We start from the raw sequence: 16,585 nt of genomic DNA on the forward strand, positions 1-16,585 counted from the left end.
AAAGTCTGCCACATGAAAAATGTGATCATAGGTTTCCATAATAAATACAAGGGTGATTGGGTTGCATCCTGACGCATGTTACAATGAGGTTACTACCTTGTATGAAACAGGTTACCCTACAATGACTACACAACAATCATTCGACTACGATGCTATCATCATCGGTTCCGGCCCCGGCGGCGAAGGCGCCGCGATGGGATTAGCCAAACAGGGAGCTAAAGTCGCGGTAATTGAACGGCACTACAATGTCGGCGGCGGCTGCACCCATTGGGGAACCATCCCCTCCAAAGCGCTTCGTCATGCCGTCAGTCGTATTATTGAGTTTAACCAGAATCCGCTATACAGCGACAACGCCCGGATTATCAGTTCCTCATTTTCCGATATCCTGCGCCACGCGGACAGCGTTATCGGCCAGCAAACCCAGATGCGGCAGGGTTTTTACGAACGAAATCAGTGTGAGCTGTTCTCTGGCGAAGCCCGTTTTATTGATCAGCATACCGTTACCGTTGATTATCCAGACAACAGCCACGACACGCTGACGGCGGCCAATATAATTATTGCCACGGGCTCACGCCCTTATCGACCCCCGGAAGTCGATTTCAATCACTGCCGCATCTACGACAGCGATTCTATCCTGCAACTCGACCACGAACCCCGGCATGTCATCATCTATGGCGCGGGAGTCATTGGTTGTGAATACGCGTCCATTTTTCGCGGCCTGAACGTCAAGGTCGATTTAATTAATACCCGCGATCGCCTGTTGGCTTTCCTCGATCAGGAAATGTCCGACGCACTTTCTTACCACTTCTGGAACAACGGCGTGGTCATCCGCCATAACGAAGAGTTCGACAGCATTGAAGGATTGGCGGATGGCGTTATCGTTAATCTTAAGTCCGGCAAAAAAATGAAGGCGGATTGCCTGTTGTACGCCAACGGCCGCACCGGCAATACGGAAACGCTCGGTCTGGAAAATATCGGTCTGAGCACCGACAGCCGCGGGCAAATCAAGGTCAACAGCATGTACCAGACCGGACTGGCGCATATTTACGCCGTCGGCGACGTTATCGGCTATCCCAGTCTGGCTTCCGCCGCCTACGATCAGGGGCGTCTTGCCGCGCAGGCGATCGTCAAAGGAGATGCCAGCGCCCATTTAATCGAAGATATCCCTACCGGAATTTATACCATTCCGGAAATCAGCTCCGTGGGGAAGACCGAGCAGCAGCTTACGGCCATGAAAGTTCCCTATGAGGTAGGTCGCGCGCAGTTCAAACATCTGGCGCGCGCGCAGATTGTCGGAATGAATGTGGGAAGCCTGAAGATCTTATTCCACCGCGAAACGAAACAGATACTGGGGATCCACTGTTTCGGCGAGCGCGCGGCTGAGATTATCCACATCGGGCAGGCGATTATGGAACAACAGGGCGAAGGTAATACCATCGAATACTTCGTTAATACTACCTTCAACTACCCGACAATGGCGGAAGCTTACCGGGTTGCGGCATTGAACGGATTAAACCGCCTGTTTTGACACGCTTTCCATATAACTTTGCATATGCTCGCGAATGGTGTCAGCCAGTTGCTCATAACGTCCGCGCAACGGCGAACCGGGGCGGTAAACCAGAGCGATAGTTCGCTTCGGCTCGGGTTTATGGCAAGGCAAATAACAGACGCCATCGCGCTCGCGCTCATGGGGAACCGCCAGCGATGGCAGCAGCGTGATGCCGCTCCCCGCCGCCACCATATTACGCAGCGTTTCCAGACTGGTGGCGCGGAAATGGGTGTCTTCATCGGCCCCCGCCTGAAAACAGAATCCCATCGCCTGATCGCGCAGGCAGTGCCCGTCCTCCAGCATCAGTAGTTTCTCACCGGCCAGGTCGGACATCGCCACGCGTTCCCGATTCGCCCAGGGATGATCCTGATAAATCGCCAACTTCATCGGTTCATCAAACAACGGCACTTCGATAAACGCTTCAGACTCTTTCACTAACGCCAGAATAGCGCAGTCCAGCTTGCCGCTGTCCAACTGGGCCAACAGCTGATGGGTCTGCGCTTCGTGCAGATACATTTCAAGTTTGGGGAACGTACGATGCAGCATCGGGATAATTTGTGGCAGCAGGTAAGGCCCAACGGTCGGGATCAAACCGATATGCAATGGCCCAGACATGGTTTCTCCCTGCTGGCTGGCCATTTCTTTCAATACTTTAACTTCACGTAACACCGTACGCGCCTGTTCAACCAACAACAACCCCGCCTGAGTAAACAAAACTTTTCTACTGGTTCGTTCCAGCAGCATCACGCCTAACTCATCCTCCAACTTACGGATTTGTCCACTGAGCGTTGGCTGACTAACGTGGCAAGAATCTGCGGCACGCCGAAAATGACGATGTTCTGCTAGCGCCACCAGATATTCCAGATCCCGAATATTCATTTATTATTCTCCTTATAATGATAGCAATTAACGATAGAAAGACTAGCAACGAATGGTTATCCCTATCAATATTTAAGCGAATAATATTATCCATCGAAGCGCATCTATTTATTTAACCTAAATAAAGCAACACTTTCACCATTAACAGTTCGAGTCCATATTATCAGCCAGAACATATTATCAGCCAGAAAAGTAAACAAATTCCATAGAAGGCTTTCCATACGCGCCAGGGCGAGCAATGGAGTGGGGTTAACAAATACGTTAATGATAAAACTGTCGTCGCATTTCTTCACCAGAGGCTTTTTGCAACCGGATCCCTCAGCCATCTGCCACGCTATAACGAGTTAGCCGGCGTATTCAAGTGATTTGACGCCGATCGCATTTTGTGTAGCTATATTAACGACACATCTATGTTACATGCTTAGTATCCGGATCCAGGTACAGACGATAACGTGGTCATTCCTCACAACAGCAGACAATCTGCCGTTTATCGCGGGATATAGGTGGAAAAAACTGACTTTTGAGTTGATTTCTGAGGAAATTATCCCTGCCGGGAATATTCGGGAACCGACGCGACCAAAAAACCCTGCGCCGGCAGGGTTTCAGTTAATCTTCGTTTTTCTTGTTCAGGCAACGGCCGGGCGCACACCCAGCGTATGACAAATCGCGTAGCTCAGTTCTGCACGGTTGAGGGTGTAGAAGTGGAAATCTTTTACTCCTTCACGACTGAGAATTTTCACCATGTCCATGGCAATGGACGCCCCAACCATTTTGCGGGTCTCAGGATCGTCGTCCAGCCCCTCGAACATCGAGGTCATCCAATTTGGCACACGAACGTTAGTCATGGTGGCGAAACGTTGTAATTGTTTGAAGTTGGAAACGGGCAGAATTCCCGGCACAATCTCAACGTCAATGCCGGTAGAAACGCAGCGGTCGCGAAAGCGCAGATAGCTTTCCACGTCAAAAAAGAACTGGGTGATCGCCCGGTTGGCGCCGGCGTCAATTTTACGTTTCAGATTGATCAGGTCGGCCTGGGCGCTTTTCGCTTCGGGGTGTACCTCCGGGTAGGCGGCGACGGAAATATCGAAATCCCCCACTTCTTTTAGCAAGGCGACTAAATCGGCGGCATACATTTCCGGTTTACCGCCGCCTTCGGGTAAATCGCCGCGCAATGCCACAATGTGACGAATACCGCTCTGCCAGTAATCCTGCGCGATCTCACGCAGCTGATCGCGGGAGGCATCGACACAGGTAAGATGCGGCGCCGCTTCCAGACCGGTACGTTCTTTAATTGTCTTGATAATGCTGTGGGTACGATCGCGTTCGCCAGAATTCGCGCCGTAGGTAACAGAAACAAACTTCGGTTTGAGTGTGCTCAGGCGGTCAATGGAGTTCCAGAGCGTTTCTTCCATTTCGCTGGTACGCGGCGGGAAAAACTCAAATGAAACATTAATTTGTCCCTGTAATTCCGCCAGACTTTGATTCAGCGATTCCCGCTGATTTGCGTGAAAAAAACTCATACCTGCCTATCCTATTAACCAATGCGATTGTTATCGTTTTTCATAACCGTCTATACGTTTAGACGTCTATATAGAAAATGACGCAATCGGCCTGAAGAGTCAATGTTTTTAATCGGAAGAGAGGTGATGATTACTCATCACTCGTGAAAAATATTCATAATAAGCCCCAATCGTAATGTGCCCGGGCTTAGGCAAGCCTATGTGCGCAGAGCGGCTCGTACAGCATCGGAGAATGCGGGGTCGCGTGGCGGACAAATCGCAATCAATAGTGCGCGGCCGCGCACTATTTCCGATCGCATGCCTTCAGAGTGGCTATGTATTTAGATCACAGCAGCTGCGCCAGACGGTTTAAATCCGACTGAATCGCCCCGGCGGTGACATCTCGCCCGGCTCCCGGACCACGGATCACCAGCGAGTTATCCCGATACCAGCGGCTTTCAATCGAAAACACGTTATCGCCCGGCAGCAACGAAGCCAGCGGATGATCGGGTCTGAGCGCCTCAACGCCGACGCGGGCTTTGCCATTAGCGTCAAAACGAGCGACATGGCGCAGAACCATCCCCATCTCCTGGGCGGCCTCCAGCCGTTGCAACATTTGCTCGTTCAGCGATTCGCCATTCTCAAAGAACTGATCGACCGACCCTTCTTCGCACCCGGCCGGCACCAGCGATTCAACCCGCACCTGACTGGGCTCAATCTCATACCCCGCGTCACGCGCCAGGATAACCAGCTTGCGCATCACGTCCTGCCCGGACAAATCGACGCGCGGATCCGGCTCCGTCAGCCCTTGCTGGCAAGCCTGATCCACCAAATCCATAAAGGGCACCGAACCATCAAACTGGAGGAACAGCCACGACAACGTTCCCGAAAAAATACCGCTGATTGCCAGAATACTGTCGCCGCTTTCCCGCAGATCCCGCACGGCGAAGTTCACCGGCAAGCCCGCGCCGACAGTGGCGTTGTATAACCAGTAACGACCGGTTTTGGCGAAAGCGTCGCGAATCTGACGATAATTATTGCCGCCGGACGCCCCAGCCAGTTTATTCGCGCTGATGACATGAAAACCATAACTGGCGAAATCGAGGTACAAATCAGCCACCGATTCGCTGGCCGTCACATCCAGGACGACTAAATCATCATAAGGATGGGAACGCATCCACAGAAACAGATCTTCGCCATCCCGCTCCTGCGCTTCGCTGTCGAAAAACGCCAATACCCGGCTGACGTCCAGACCGTCATAGTTCAGCAAACTTCGGGTGCTATCCACCACGCCGGCAAGCACAAACTCAAACCCGGTACGGGCGGAAATGTGCGATTGCTCGCGGGCGAACAGATCCAACCAGCGGGATCCGATATTTCCTTTACCAAACAGCACCAGGCCAATACGTTTTTCCGCCCGGAACAATGAATGATGCAGCCCGCGAACCAGATGTTCCGTCGGCCCGACGCGCAACACCGCCACCAGACTGATGCCATCTTCCGACTGCCAGATGAACTCTGTCGGCTGATCTTTCAACTGTTGATAAAAACGGTGACTATGCAAAGGATTATTGCAGACGCCAGCGCCCACCATCGCCACCAACGCCAGACCTTCGCGCAGGGTTAATCGGGCGGGCAATCCGGCTTGATTCAACAGTTGCCAGGCGCTGTCGACCACTTCCGTGGTGTAACACAGCTGCAATAGGTTGCGATCGTGATGAATTCCCGTCGCCAGCGGTTTTATCTGCGCACGATTCAGTAACTGTTCCACATCTTTTTGGATCAGCAGGAATTCGTGTTCCGTCGACGCCTGAACTTCAATTAGGCAAACATCGTCATGGCTGGTGACGATTTTAGCTCCCGTTCCTGATGCCAGCACGCGTTCAATACGCGTAGAGCCTTGATCGGGCTGATAGCTGCAACGCAGTTGCAGATCGATATCGCTGCCGGATACCGGCTGTAATGTCCGGGTATGCAATACCGGCGCGGCCAGCCGCGCCAGTTCACTCGCTTCATCCAGCCGCAACAGCGGCAGCAGACAGGCATCCTTAACTTTGCGCGGATCCGCGCTGTAGACCCCGGCGACATCGCTCCAGATGGTCACCCGTTCAACGCCGGCCAAGGCGCCGATTTGGGTAGCGGAATAGTCGCTACCGTTACGCCCCAGCAACACCGTTTCATCCGCTTCGTTGCGGCAGATAAACCCGGTGACGACCAAACGCTGCTCGGAGTGCTTTTCCAAAAACTGTTGCAGCAGCGGTCTGGAACGGCTTTCATCCACCTGAGGCTGCGCGGCTCGCTCGGCGCGCAAAAAATCGCGCGCATCCAGCCAGGAAGCCTGAATATCCATCTGGTTAAGCAGTGCCGCCATCAGACGCGCCGACCAGATCTCGCCGTGGCCGACGACTTCGGCGTACACAGCGTCACTGATTTTTTCGTCCAAGAGCGCAGCTAAACGTTCCAGATCGCGAATAAACTGGGTCGTCAGTGGTTCAGCCACTTCAGGAGGCAATAGCCCGGCAATCAGATCGCTTTGATAACGACGCAGCGCCTGCTGAACCTGATGGGCGGAGAGTCGATCGCTTTGACTCAGTTTTAACCAGCTAATCAGGTGGTTAGTCGTACCACCTGCCGCAGAAACCACCATTAAATCGCCGGGCCGGCTGTGCTCGGCCATAATACCGGCGACGCGCTGATAACACTTCACATCGGCCAGGCTGCTGCCGCCAAATTTATGCAGTTGCCGGCCGGTTACCGTTCCTGCTACTCCTGATGCACTCATTCTTACCCCTTCGCCGCAGCCTGAAATGCACGATCCAGATCGGCAACCAGATCGTCGCCGTCTTCGATCCCGGTGGATATACGTAACAAGGTTTCTGAAATCCCGGCCGCCGCACGCGCTTCCGGCGCCATTCCCGCATGCGTCATCGTCGCCGCATGGGAAATCAGGCTCTCTACCCCGCCCAGCGATTCCGCCAGCGTAAACAACTCCAACGATGCCAGAAAACGGCGCAAGGTATCTTCGTCGCCGTCCAGCTCAAAACTCAACATCGCTCCAAACCCGGATTGTTGGCGGCGGGCGATATCGTGACCAGGATTCTGCGGCAGCGAGGGATGGTACAATTTTTTCACCAGCGGCTGTTGCTGTAAATACTCCACCAACTGTAGCGCATTTCGCTGCGCGGCGGCCATACGCGGAGACAGGGTACGCAAACCGCGCAGCAGAAGATAGCTGTCAAAGGCGCCGCCGGTTACGCCGATATTATTCGCCCACCAGGCAAGGTCGGTCGCCGTTTCCGGATCGCGCGCGATTACCGCCCCGGCGACCACATCGGAATGGCCGTTCAGGTATTTGGTACAGGAATGGAGCACTAAATCCGCGCCCAGCGCCAGCGGCTGCTGCAATGCCGGGCTCAGGAAAGTGTTATCCACCACGCTGGCCGCCCCGGCTTCCTTGGCCGCCTGACAGATGGCCGCGATATCCACCACGCGCAGCAATGGATTACTGGGGCTTTCTATCAGAACCAGTTTCGGCTTCTCTTTCAGCGCCGCTTTAAGCGCCGCTTCATCCCCCTGATCGACAAACTTGACGCGAAACGCCCCGCGTTTGCTCAAACTGTCGAACAGACGATAGCTGCCGCCATAGCAGTCATGAGGCGCGACAAGCAGATCGCCGGGACGCAGAAAAACGGTGCAAACCAGCATAATGGCGGACATGCCGCTGCTGGTCATGACCGCACCCGCGCCCCCTTCCAGTTCGGCCAATGCGCGTTGAACGACATCACGGCTTGGATTACCCCGGCGGGAATAGTCATGCGCTCTCGGCTGATTGAATCCGGTAAAGTTATAAGTACTGGAAAGATGAATGGGGGGGACAACGCAGCCATACTGCTCGTCATTGTTTAACCCGCTGCGAACTGCGATCGTTGCCTGTTTACGCGTCATCGGCTCTTTTCCTGGCTAGAGACTGAGAGATAAGGGCTAAAGAGTAAACCCAGTTAACATGGACGTCAATACATCTAGACATCTAAACTTCTTTGCGTATAGATTGAGCATAAGCATAATAACCGCTAGAATCGTAGTATTTCATGACAGATGCTATACCCGATAGATTTCAGAGTGCAGGAAGCCAAATAGCCTGCAACTTGGAAGACGACAGGTATATCTTCATTACGACTATTTTTAAGGTATCCCATGGCTGAGTGGAACGGCGAATATGTCAGCCCTTACGCTGAACACGGTAAAAAGAGCGAACAGGTTAAAAAAATAACTGTTTCTATTCCTCTTAAGGTATTGAAAATATTAACCGATGAGCGAACTCGACGTCAGGTTAACAACCTGCGTCACGCAACAAACAGCGAGCTGTTGTGTGAAGCGTTTTTGCATGCCTTCACCGGACAGCCCCTGCCGAACGATGAAGATTTACGTAAAGAACGCAGCGATGAAATTCCGGAAGCCGCCAAAATCATCATGCGGGAGATGGGGATCGATCCTGATACTTGGGAATACTGATTCATCGTTATCAGCGGGTAATAACGAACAAAGGCACCCGAGGGTGCCTTTGTTATCTTACCGTTAAGCGCGCAAAACTTATTTTTTCGCGCCCGGTACGCTGAAACGCTTGTTGAAGCGCTCAACACGACCGCCGGTATCAACAACACGCTGTTTACCGGTGTAGAACGGATGGCAAGCGCTGCAAACGTCCAGGTTCAGGTCGTGGCCCACGGTAGAATGGGTTTTGATAACATTACCGCAAGAGCAAGTTGCAGTAACTTCAACATAATTCGGGTGAATACCTTGTTTCATGGGAAACCTCTGTTAAGGCCGTGTCGCTATCCAGCCCTGTTCCGCCAGACACCACACGAAAGTGAGTAAAGAAGTTGAGTCAATCAACCATTATACAACGCAGTATAATGGCGGCGAATCATACAGAAACTCATCTCCCGATGCAATCGCTCCAACACATTATCATACGCAACATGTACACTAGCGCCTTGCATTAATTCACGCCTATGCCGCGATTGGTTAAAATCGCCCTATTCTGAACCCAGTCGGAGAGGTCATGTCTGTCGCTCAGGTCGCATTTCCCGTGCCGTTGGCACGTACATTCGATTATTTACTGCCTGCGGGCGTCGCCCCTCAGACCGGCGTGCGGGTTAGCGTCTCTTTCGGCAACCGCAAAGCCGTCGGCATTATTGCCGCTATCAGCGAATCCAGCGAATTGCCCGTCGAACAGCTAAAGCCGATACACGCCATTCTCGACGACGAGCCGCTATTTCCGCCCAGTCTGTGGCGCATCTTAATGTGGGCGGTGGAATACTACCACTACCCGATCGGCGAAGTGTTGTTCCATGCCTTGCCAATATTACTGCGTCAGGGGAAACCCGCACACCGGGCGCCGCTTTGGCAATGGTTCGCCACCGAACAGGGTAAAGCCACGCCGCTGGACTCGCTGAAACGCGCCCCCAAACAGCAGCAGGCGCTGGCGGCACTACTTCAGGCGCCGCTTTATCGCCATCAGGTCAGCGAAACCGAACTGACGGAAACCGCGTTGCAATCCTTGCGTAAAAAGGGGCTGTGCGATTTAAAAGCCGCCGAGCAAGCCGTACGCGACTGGCGTGAGGATTTTAGCGTTTCGGGCGATCGCCTGCGGTTAAACACCGAACAGGCCACCGCCGTCGGCGCAATTCGCAGTGAAGATCAACACTTCGCCGCTTGGCTGTTGGCGGGGATCACCGGCTCGGGGAAAACCGAGGTATACCTCAGCGTGCTGGAAAACGTGCTGGCCGAGGGAAAACAGGCGTTGGTTCTGGTGCCGGAGATTGGGCTGACGCCGCAAACCATCGCGCGCTTTCGTGAGCGCTTCAACGCCCCGGTCGAAGTGCTGCATTCCGGCTTGAATGACAGCGAACGGCTCGCCGTCTGGCTGCGCGCCCGCAGCGGTGAGGCGGCTATCATCATCGGCACCCGCTCGGCGCTGTTTACGCCATTTGCCCGGCTGGGGCTGATTGTTATTGATGAAGAACATGATGGCTCTTACAAACAGCAGGACGGCTGGCGTTATCATGCGCGCGATCTGGCGGTGTTTCGCGCCAGAGAAGAGGATATCCCGATCGTTATGGGAACGGCGACGCCGGCGCTGGAAACGCTGTACAACGTACAGATCGGTAAGTATCGGCAGCTAACACTCCGCAAACGGCCCGGGAATGCCCGGTTAGCCAGCCAGCATATTCTGGACCTGAAGGGACAGCCGCTTACCGCCGGGCTGTCGCAACCGTTGATTACCCGGATCCGACACCATCTGGCTCAGGATAATCAGGTCATTTTATTCCTCAACCGCCGCGGCTTCGCCCCGGTGGTGATGTGCCATGAATGCGGCTGGATTGCGGAGTGCCCGCGCTGCGATCATTATTATACGCTGCATCAGCAGCAGCACATATTGAGCTGCCATCATTGCGATAGCCACCGTCCGGTGCCGGATCAGTGTCCGCAGTGCGGCTCAACCAATCTGGTGCCGGTCGGAATGGGAACCGAACGGTTGGAACAGGTGCTGGCGCCGCTGTTCCCGGACATCCCGATTACACGCATCGACCGCGACACCACCAGCCGCAAAGGGGCGCTCGAACAGCAGCTTTCCCAGGTCAGGCAAGGCGGCGCCCGCATCCTGATTGGCACCCAGATGCTGGCAAAAGGCCACCATTTTCCCAATGTGACGCTGGTTGCGCTGCTGGATGTCGACAGTTCGCTGTTTTCCGCCGATTTTCGCGCGGCCGAACGTTTCGCCCAGCTTTATACGCAGGTGTCGGGACGCGCCGGACGGGCGGGCAAAGCGGGCGAAGTGGTGCTGCAGACGCATCATCCCGAGCACCCTTTGCTGCAAATTCTGCTGCAACAGGGCTATGACGCCTTCGCCAGCCAAACGTTGAAGGAAAGACAGAGTGTTTTTCTGCCGCCCTATACCAATCATATTTTGTTTCGCGCCGACGATCATGATAATCAGCAGGCCTCTTTGTTCCTGCAACAGTTGAAAAATTTGTTGGAAAGCAGTCCGCTGCGGGATGAATCGCTCTGGTTGCTAGGACCGGTGCCGGCATTACAACCCAAACGGGCGGGACGCTTCCGCTGGCAGTTGTTGTTGCAACACCCTTCCCGGGCGTTGTTGCAGCGATTGGTAAGAACGTCAATACCGCTAATCGGCACGCTGCCGCAATCACGCAAAGTAAAGTGGGTGCTGGACGTCGACCCAACGGACAGCTAGCGTTTTCAGCATCGTCATCATTGCGAAGCGCATCGAGAAACTGACATCCGTCACACTTGTTATGGAAATTAAACAGTAAAAATTGCGCGCAATCTGCTAAGACTGTTCACGAAAGCGGTATTCTGAAAGAAATTGCAGCACCATGCCGTTTAACACAATGAAGACCGTCATTGATAAATGATGGTAGTAACCACAGCCTAAAGGCTGAAAATGCCCCTGGCTGCCGTGCCAGTTCAGGCTGACGCAAGGAGAAGAGCGTTGGAGCAGAAGAAAGGCATCACCACAGCAACGATGAAAGACGTGGCGGATAAGGCTGGCGTATCGACAGCTACGGTATCCCGAGCGTTGATGAATCCAGAAAAAGTGTCTGCGGCCACACGACAAAAAATCGAACAGGCGGTCATTGCTGTAGGATACTCTCCCCACTCCTCGGCCCGAAATCTGAAACGCAATGAGTCACGGACCATCCTGGCCATTGTTCCCGATATCTGCGATCCCTTCTTTTCCGATATTTTCAGAGGAATCGAGGAAACCGCGGCCGAACACGGCTATCTGGTACTGATCGGTGATTGCGCCCACCAGCATCAGAAAGAGAAGACGTTTGTCGATTTGATCATTACCAAACAGATCGACGGCATGCTGTTGCTTGGCTCAAGCCTGCCGTTTGATGCCGGCAAGGAAGAGCAGCGTAACCTGCCGCCGATGGTGATGGTCAATGAGTTCGCCCCGGAGCTGGAATTGCCGACCGTGCATATCGATAATCTGACGGCCGCCTTTGAAGCCGTGCACTATTTGCAGCAGTTGGGCCACCAGCGTATCGCCTGTATTGCCGGGCCCGAGCATATACACCTGAGCCAATATCGCCTGCAGGGCTATATTCAGGCATTGCGCCGCAGTGGAATCAGCGTCGATAACCAATATATTATTCGGGGCGAATTCACCTATGAAACCGGGGGGAACGGCCTGATTGCCCTGATGAAGCATCCTTCCCCCCCCAGCGCTATTTTTTGCCATAGCGACACTATAGCGATCGGCGTGCTTTCGCAGGCAAAAAAAATGGGGTTGGATATACCGCGCGATATCTCGGTAGTCGGCTTTGATGATATCTTGCAGGCTCAGTATTGTTCACCGCCCTTAACCACGGTGGCGCAGCCATGTTATCAGCTTGGGCGTGAAGCGATGCAGTTGCTGCTGGAGCAACTGCACGGACGCAGAGTGCACAGCGGATCCCGGTTATTGACCAGTGAATTGGTCATACGCGCAAGCACTGCGCCACTAAATTACGCCAGAAACAGGCTTTAAGACTCCAGGAGCTGGTCAAATATTTTAGTGTTCAGTAACATGGCATCCTAATTACTTTAATCAATTCACAGCGAAACGACAGTGGCACAAAGAGACTATGTCAGCCGGGGGCGCTCCAATACTCGCCGGAAAAAGACAACCAGCCGAAGAAAAAGCAACGCGTCAGGATTGTCCAAGACCATGATAGCGCTGGCTGTCGCTGTTTTGGTCACCTTTGCGGGTGGCTTATATTTTATCGCCCACAATAAACCGGCGGAATCCCCCGTACTGCCGCATCAAAATACCGGCAAAGGCAATGGTTTGCCGCCTAAACCCGAGGAACGCTGGCGCTATATTAAGGAACTGGAAAACCGTCAATTAGGGGTATCCACCCCCACCGAGCCTTCCGCCGGCGGCGGAGTCCAGTCACCGACGCAGTTAACCGATGAGCAACGCCAACTGCTGGAGCAGATGCAGTCTGACATGCGTCGCCAGCCGACTCCGCTCTCTGAAGTGCCCTATAACGATCAAACTCAGGTACCGCGCTCACAGGTCATCATCAAGCCGCCGGAACAGACGCAGCCAATCACACCGCCACCGCCGGTCACACGGGCGCCGGCAGCAGCCGCGCCGGCCGCGCCTAAGCAAGAAGTTGCGAAACAGCCCGAAGCGGCAAAAACACAGCGCTGGATGGTACAGTGCGGATCATTCAAGAGTATGGAGCCTGCCGAATCGGTCAGGGCGCAGCTGGCGTTTGCCGGTATTGAAAGCCGGATCGCCTCCAACGGCGGATGGAACCGGATCATGCTGGGGCCCTATAATAATCGCGCGGCCGCCGACAAAATGCTGCAGCGTCTCAAGGAGGCCGGCGCCTCCAGTTGCATTCCGCTTGCCAGCGGGGGTTGAAAAAAACCACGTCATCCCCATCTATAAAGTCAATATGCCCCGTGGTCGGCAGGTGATGCTTCTAACTTAAGCCTGATATCAAGGGAAACACGGCCATGACGTTTCAGCAAAGTGCCTCTCGTCATGGCCGTTCCCGGGATCTTGATTCTTAAACGAACGACATTACGCGGTCAACGGGGGTCCTTTTATTCGGCAACGGGGACTGACTCGTGACAACAATTGTAAGTGTACGCCGCAACGGCCATGTGGTCATCGGCGGTGATGGGCAGGCGACGCTGGGAAATACCGTCATGAAGGGCAACGTACGTAAAGTACGCCGCCTCTATAACGATCGCGTTATTGCGGGTTTTGCCGGTGGCACAGCAGATGCCTTTACCCTATTCGAGCTCTTTGAACGCAAGCTGGAGTTGCATCAGGGGCATTTGGTGAAAGCCGCGGTGGAACTAGCGAAAGACTGGCGAACGGATCGTATGCTGCGTCGCCTCGAAGCGTTACTCGCCGTGGCGGATGAAAACGCATCGTTAATTATTACCGGTAATGGCGATGTCGTGCAGCCGGAAAATGATTTGATCGCGATCGGCTCCGGCGGCCCCTATGCCCAGGCTGCCGCTCGCGCTCTGCTGGAAAATACAGAACTAAGCGCGCGGGATATTGTCGAGAAGTCGTTAGGTATTGCTGGCGATATCTGCATTTACACCAACCAGTTCCACACCATTGAAGAATTAGCCTCAAAGGCGTAAGGATCAACTATGTCTGAAATGACCCCGCGCGAGATAGTCAGCGAACTTGATAGCTATATCATCGGTCAGCATAACGCCAAGCGCGCCGTCGCCATCGCGCTGCGCAACCGCTGGCGGAGAATGCAGTTGGAAGAATCGCTGCGTCACGAAGTGACACCTAAAAATATTCTGATGATTGGTCCGACCGGGGTAGGTAAAACCGAAATCGCCCGTCGTCTGGCCAAACTGGCCAATGCGCCTTTCATCAAGGTTGAAGCCACCAAGTTCACCGAAGTCGGCTATGTCGGTAAAGAAGTCGATTCGATCATTCGTGATTTAACGGATTCGGCGATCAAAATGGTGCGTCAGCAATCTATCGAGAAAAACCGTCAACGTGCCGAAGAATTGGCCGAAGAGCGTATTCTCGACGTGCTGATCCCGCCGGCTAAAAATAACTGGGGCCAGCCCGAAGAGCATCAAGAGCCATCGGCGGCGCGTCAGAACTTCCGCAAGAAGCTGCGTGAAGGCCAGCTAGACGATAAAGAAATTGAAATCGATCTGGCTGCCGCACCGGTAGGCGTTGAAATCATGGCGCCTCCGGGCATGGAAGAAATGACCAACCAGTTGCAATCCATGTTTCAGAATCTGGCGGGCCAGAAACAGAAAGCCCGTAAGGTGAAAATCAAGGAAGCCTTTAAGCTGCTGGTGGAAGAAGAGGCGGCCAAACTGGTTAACCCGGAAGAGCTGAAACAGCAGGCAATCGAATCCGTTGAGCAACACGGTATCGTGTTTATCGATGAGATCGATAAAATCTGTAAACGCGGCGAAAGCTCCGGCCCGGATGTGTCCCGTGAAGGGGTACAGCGCGATCTGTTGCCGCTGGTGGAAGGCTGCACCGTCTCCACCAAACACGGCATGGTCAAAACCGACCATATCCTGTTCATCGCCTCCGGCGCATTCCAGGTTGCCAGCCCGTCGGATCTGATCCCTGAGTTGCAGGGACGTCTGCCGATTCGCGTTGAATTACAGGCGCTGACGACGGAAGATTTTGAGCGTATTCTGACGGAGCCAAGCGCATCATTGACCGAACAATACAAGGCATTGATGGCAACGGAAGGCGTCAACATCGAATTCACGGCAGACGGTATCCGCCGGATTGCAGAAGCGGCCTGGCAGGTCAACGAACGCACTGAGAATATCGGCGCTCGTCGTCTGCATACCGTACTGGAGCGTTTGATTGAAGATATCTCCTACGATGCCAGTGAAATGAGTGGTCAAAACGTTACCATTGACGCAGATTACGTACGTAGTCACCTGGATGAATTAGTAGCAGATGAAGATCTGAGCCGATTTATCTTATAATCCGTTTTCACGGATCGTCCTGTTAACTGTTAAGTGGGAGGCCAAGGCCTCCCACTTGTGTTTATAGCGCTGTCGTTACCGGGACCTTTTATACCCAATAGATTTCAAGATGGCGGGTATATTCATAAACAACAGATGTATTCCTATCAGGAATCATCAATAAAAATTGAAGCACACCATGACTTTATTAACCCATAAAAGCAAAACCAAAGCCTGGCTGGACAGTCTGCGTCCAAAAACCTTGCCGTTAGCTTTCGCCTCCATCGTCACCGGCTCGGCGATTGCAAGCTGGCATAGCAGTTTTAAGCCGGGAATCGCACTGCTGGCTTTGCTTACGGCCGGGTTACTGCAAATTCTTTCCAATCTGGCTAATGACTATGGGGACGCGATAAAAGGCAGTGATACCGAAGAACGTATCGGCCCGCTGCGGGGGATCCAGACGGGCGCGATCACCCTGGCGCAACTAAGAAACGCGCTGATAATCACCATTGCCCTGACCATTATTTCCGGCGTGTGTCTGGTGATTGCCGCCTGCGAAAAACCAACCGATATCGTCGGGTTTCTGATACTGGGTCTGCTGGCGATCCTGGCCGCCATTACCTATACCGTAGGCAGCAAGCCTTATGGCTATATCGGTTTGGGCGACATCTCGGTGCTGATATTTTTCGGCTGGTTAAGCGTCGCCGGCTCCTATTACCTGCAAACCGGTCACTTCGACAGTATCGTCATGCTGCCGGCCACCGCCTGCGGCCTGCTGGCGACCGCCGTGTTGAACATTAATAACCTGCGCGATATCGACAACGATCGCATCAGTGGGAAAAACACGCTGGCGGTCCGTCTCGGCGCACAAAAAGCCCGCTGCTATCACACCATGCTGCTGCTATTGGCGCCGGTCTGCCTCGGCTTATTCGCCATTTTCTATTTGCATAGTCTGGCCGGCTGGTTATTCATCCTGGCGCTGCCTTTGCTGCTCAAACAGGCCATTTACGTTTTGCGTGAAACCAGCGCCTTTAGCATGCGCCCGATGCTGGAAAAGACCGTCAAGTGCGCGCTGTTGACCAACATTCTGTTTGCCGTGGGCGTTATATTGAGCTGATGGCGGGGGATCCGGACTTTCCCCGCCGTCTGACAT

13 protein-coding genes are annotated in these 16,585 nt (G+C 53.7%); 8 read left to right on the plus strand and 5 right to left on the minus strand.

Features of this window, described 5'->3' with window-relative positions; genetic code table 11:
* Nucleotides 1–121: 121 nt before the first annotated feature.
* Nucleotides 122–1,528: a Si-specific NAD(P)(+) transhydrogenase gene (gene sthA / locus ACN28R_RS17610; RefSeq protein ID WP_095835075.1), complete on the plus strand. Its 1,407-nt coding sequence runs from the start codon at nt 122–124 to the stop codon at nt 1,526–1,528.
* Here the strand turns inward: sthA and oxyR are convergent.
* The 4 genes from oxyR to metB form a co-directional block, all read right to left on the minus strand.
* Nucleotides 1,511–2,428, minus strand: a complete 918-nt coding sequence (gene oxyR / locus ACN28R_RS17615) for a DNA-binding transcriptional regulator OxyR (protein ID WP_048636600.1) — start codon at nt 2,426–2,428, stop codon at nt 1,511–1,513. The genes sthA and oxyR overlap by 18 nt on opposite strands.
* A 626-nt stretch (nt 2,429–3,054) precedes the next feature.
* Nucleotides 3,055–3,948, minus strand: a complete 894-nt coding sequence (metF, locus tag ACN28R_RS17620) for a methylenetetrahydrofolate reductase (protein ID WP_095835077.1) — start codon at nt 3,946–3,948, stop codon at nt 3,055–3,057.
* A 325-nt stretch (nt 3,949–4,273) separates the two neighbouring features.
* The gene (locus ACN28R_RS17625; protein WP_095835078.1) at nt 4,274–6,709 is read right to left on the minus strand and encodes a bifunctional aspartate kinase/homoserine dehydrogenase II; all 2,436 of its coding nucleotides are present in this window, start codon (nt 6,707–6,709) and stop codon (nt 4,274–4,276) included.
* Between the two features lie 2 nt (nt 6,710–6,711).
* Nucleotides 6,712–7,872, minus strand: coding sequence for a cystathionine gamma-synthase (gene metB, locus ACN28R_RS17630; protein WP_095835079.1), 1,161 nt, complete (start codon nt 7,870–7,872; stop codon nt 6,712–6,714).
* A gap of 249 nt (nt 7,873–8,121) precedes the next feature.
* Between metB and metJ the strand changes: the two genes are divergently transcribed.
* The gene (metJ, locus tag ACN28R_RS17635; RefSeq protein WP_005973355.1) at nt 8,122–8,439 is read left to right on the plus strand and encodes a met regulon transcriptional regulator MetJ; all 318 of its coding nucleotides are present in this window, start codon (nt 8,122–8,124) and stop codon (nt 8,437–8,439) included.
* A gap of 78 nt (nt 8,440–8,517) precedes the next feature.
* Here the strand turns inward: metJ and rpmE are convergent, their stop codons facing one another.
* The gene (gene rpmE, locus ACN28R_RS17640; protein WP_048636604.1) at nt 8,518–8,733 is read right to left on the minus strand and encodes a 50S ribosomal protein L31; all 216 of its coding nucleotides are present in this window, start codon (nt 8,731–8,733) and stop codon (nt 8,518–8,520) included.
* 256 nt (nt 8,734–8,989) lie between these two features.
* Here rpmE and priA point away from each other — a divergent pair, with 256 nt between their 5' ends.
* From priA to ACN28R_RS17670, 6 genes are all read left to right on the plus strand, one after another.
* Complete coding sequence (gene priA, locus ACN28R_RS17645) at nt 8,990–11,185, plus strand: primosomal protein N' (protein WP_095835080.1); 2,196 nt, start codon at nt 8,990–8,992, stop codon at nt 11,183–11,185.
* Nucleotides 11,186–11,443: 258 nt separating this feature from the next.
* On the plus strand, nt 11,444–12,487 hold the full coding sequence (gene cytR / locus ACN28R_RS17650; RefSeq protein WP_048636606.1) for a DNA-binding transcriptional regulator CytR: 1,044 nt from the start codon (nt 11,444–11,446) through the stop codon (nt 12,485–12,487).
* Nucleotides 12,488–12,568: 81 nt separating this feature from the next.
* Nucleotides 12,569–13,372, plus strand: coding sequence for a cell division protein FtsN (ftsN, locus tag ACN28R_RS17655; RefSeq protein ID WP_095835081.1), 804 nt, complete (start codon nt 12,569–12,571; stop codon nt 13,370–13,372).
* 209 nt (nt 13,373–13,581) lie between these two features.
* On the plus strand, nt 13,582–14,112 hold the full coding sequence (hslV, locus tag ACN28R_RS17660; RefSeq protein WP_048636608.1) for an ATP-dependent protease subunit HslV: 531 nt from the start codon (nt 13,582–13,584) through the stop codon (nt 14,110–14,112).
* Between the two features lie 9 nt (nt 14,113–14,121).
* Nucleotides 14,122–15,453 carry an HslU--HslV peptidase ATPase subunit gene (gene hslU / locus ACN28R_RS17665; RefSeq protein ID WP_048636609.1) on the plus strand — a complete coding sequence of 444 codons (1,332 nt, stop codon included), beginning with the start codon at nt 14,122–14,124 and terminating at the stop codon, nt 15,451–15,453.
* 178 nt (nt 15,454–15,631) lie between these two features.
* Nucleotides 15,632–16,549 carry a 1,4-dihydroxy-2-naphthoate polyprenyltransferase gene (locus ACN28R_RS17670; RefSeq protein WP_048636610.1) on the plus strand — a complete coding sequence of 306 codons (918 nt, stop codon included), beginning with the start codon at nt 15,632–15,634 and terminating at the stop codon, nt 16,547–16,549.
* Nucleotides 16,550–16,585 lie beyond the last annotated feature (36 nt).

The sequence above is a fragment of the Brenneria goodwinii genome (assembly GCF_002291445.1).
Classification (GTDB): domain Bacteria; phylum Pseudomonadota; class Gammaproteobacteria; order Enterobacterales; family Enterobacteriaceae; genus Brenneria; species Brenneria goodwinii.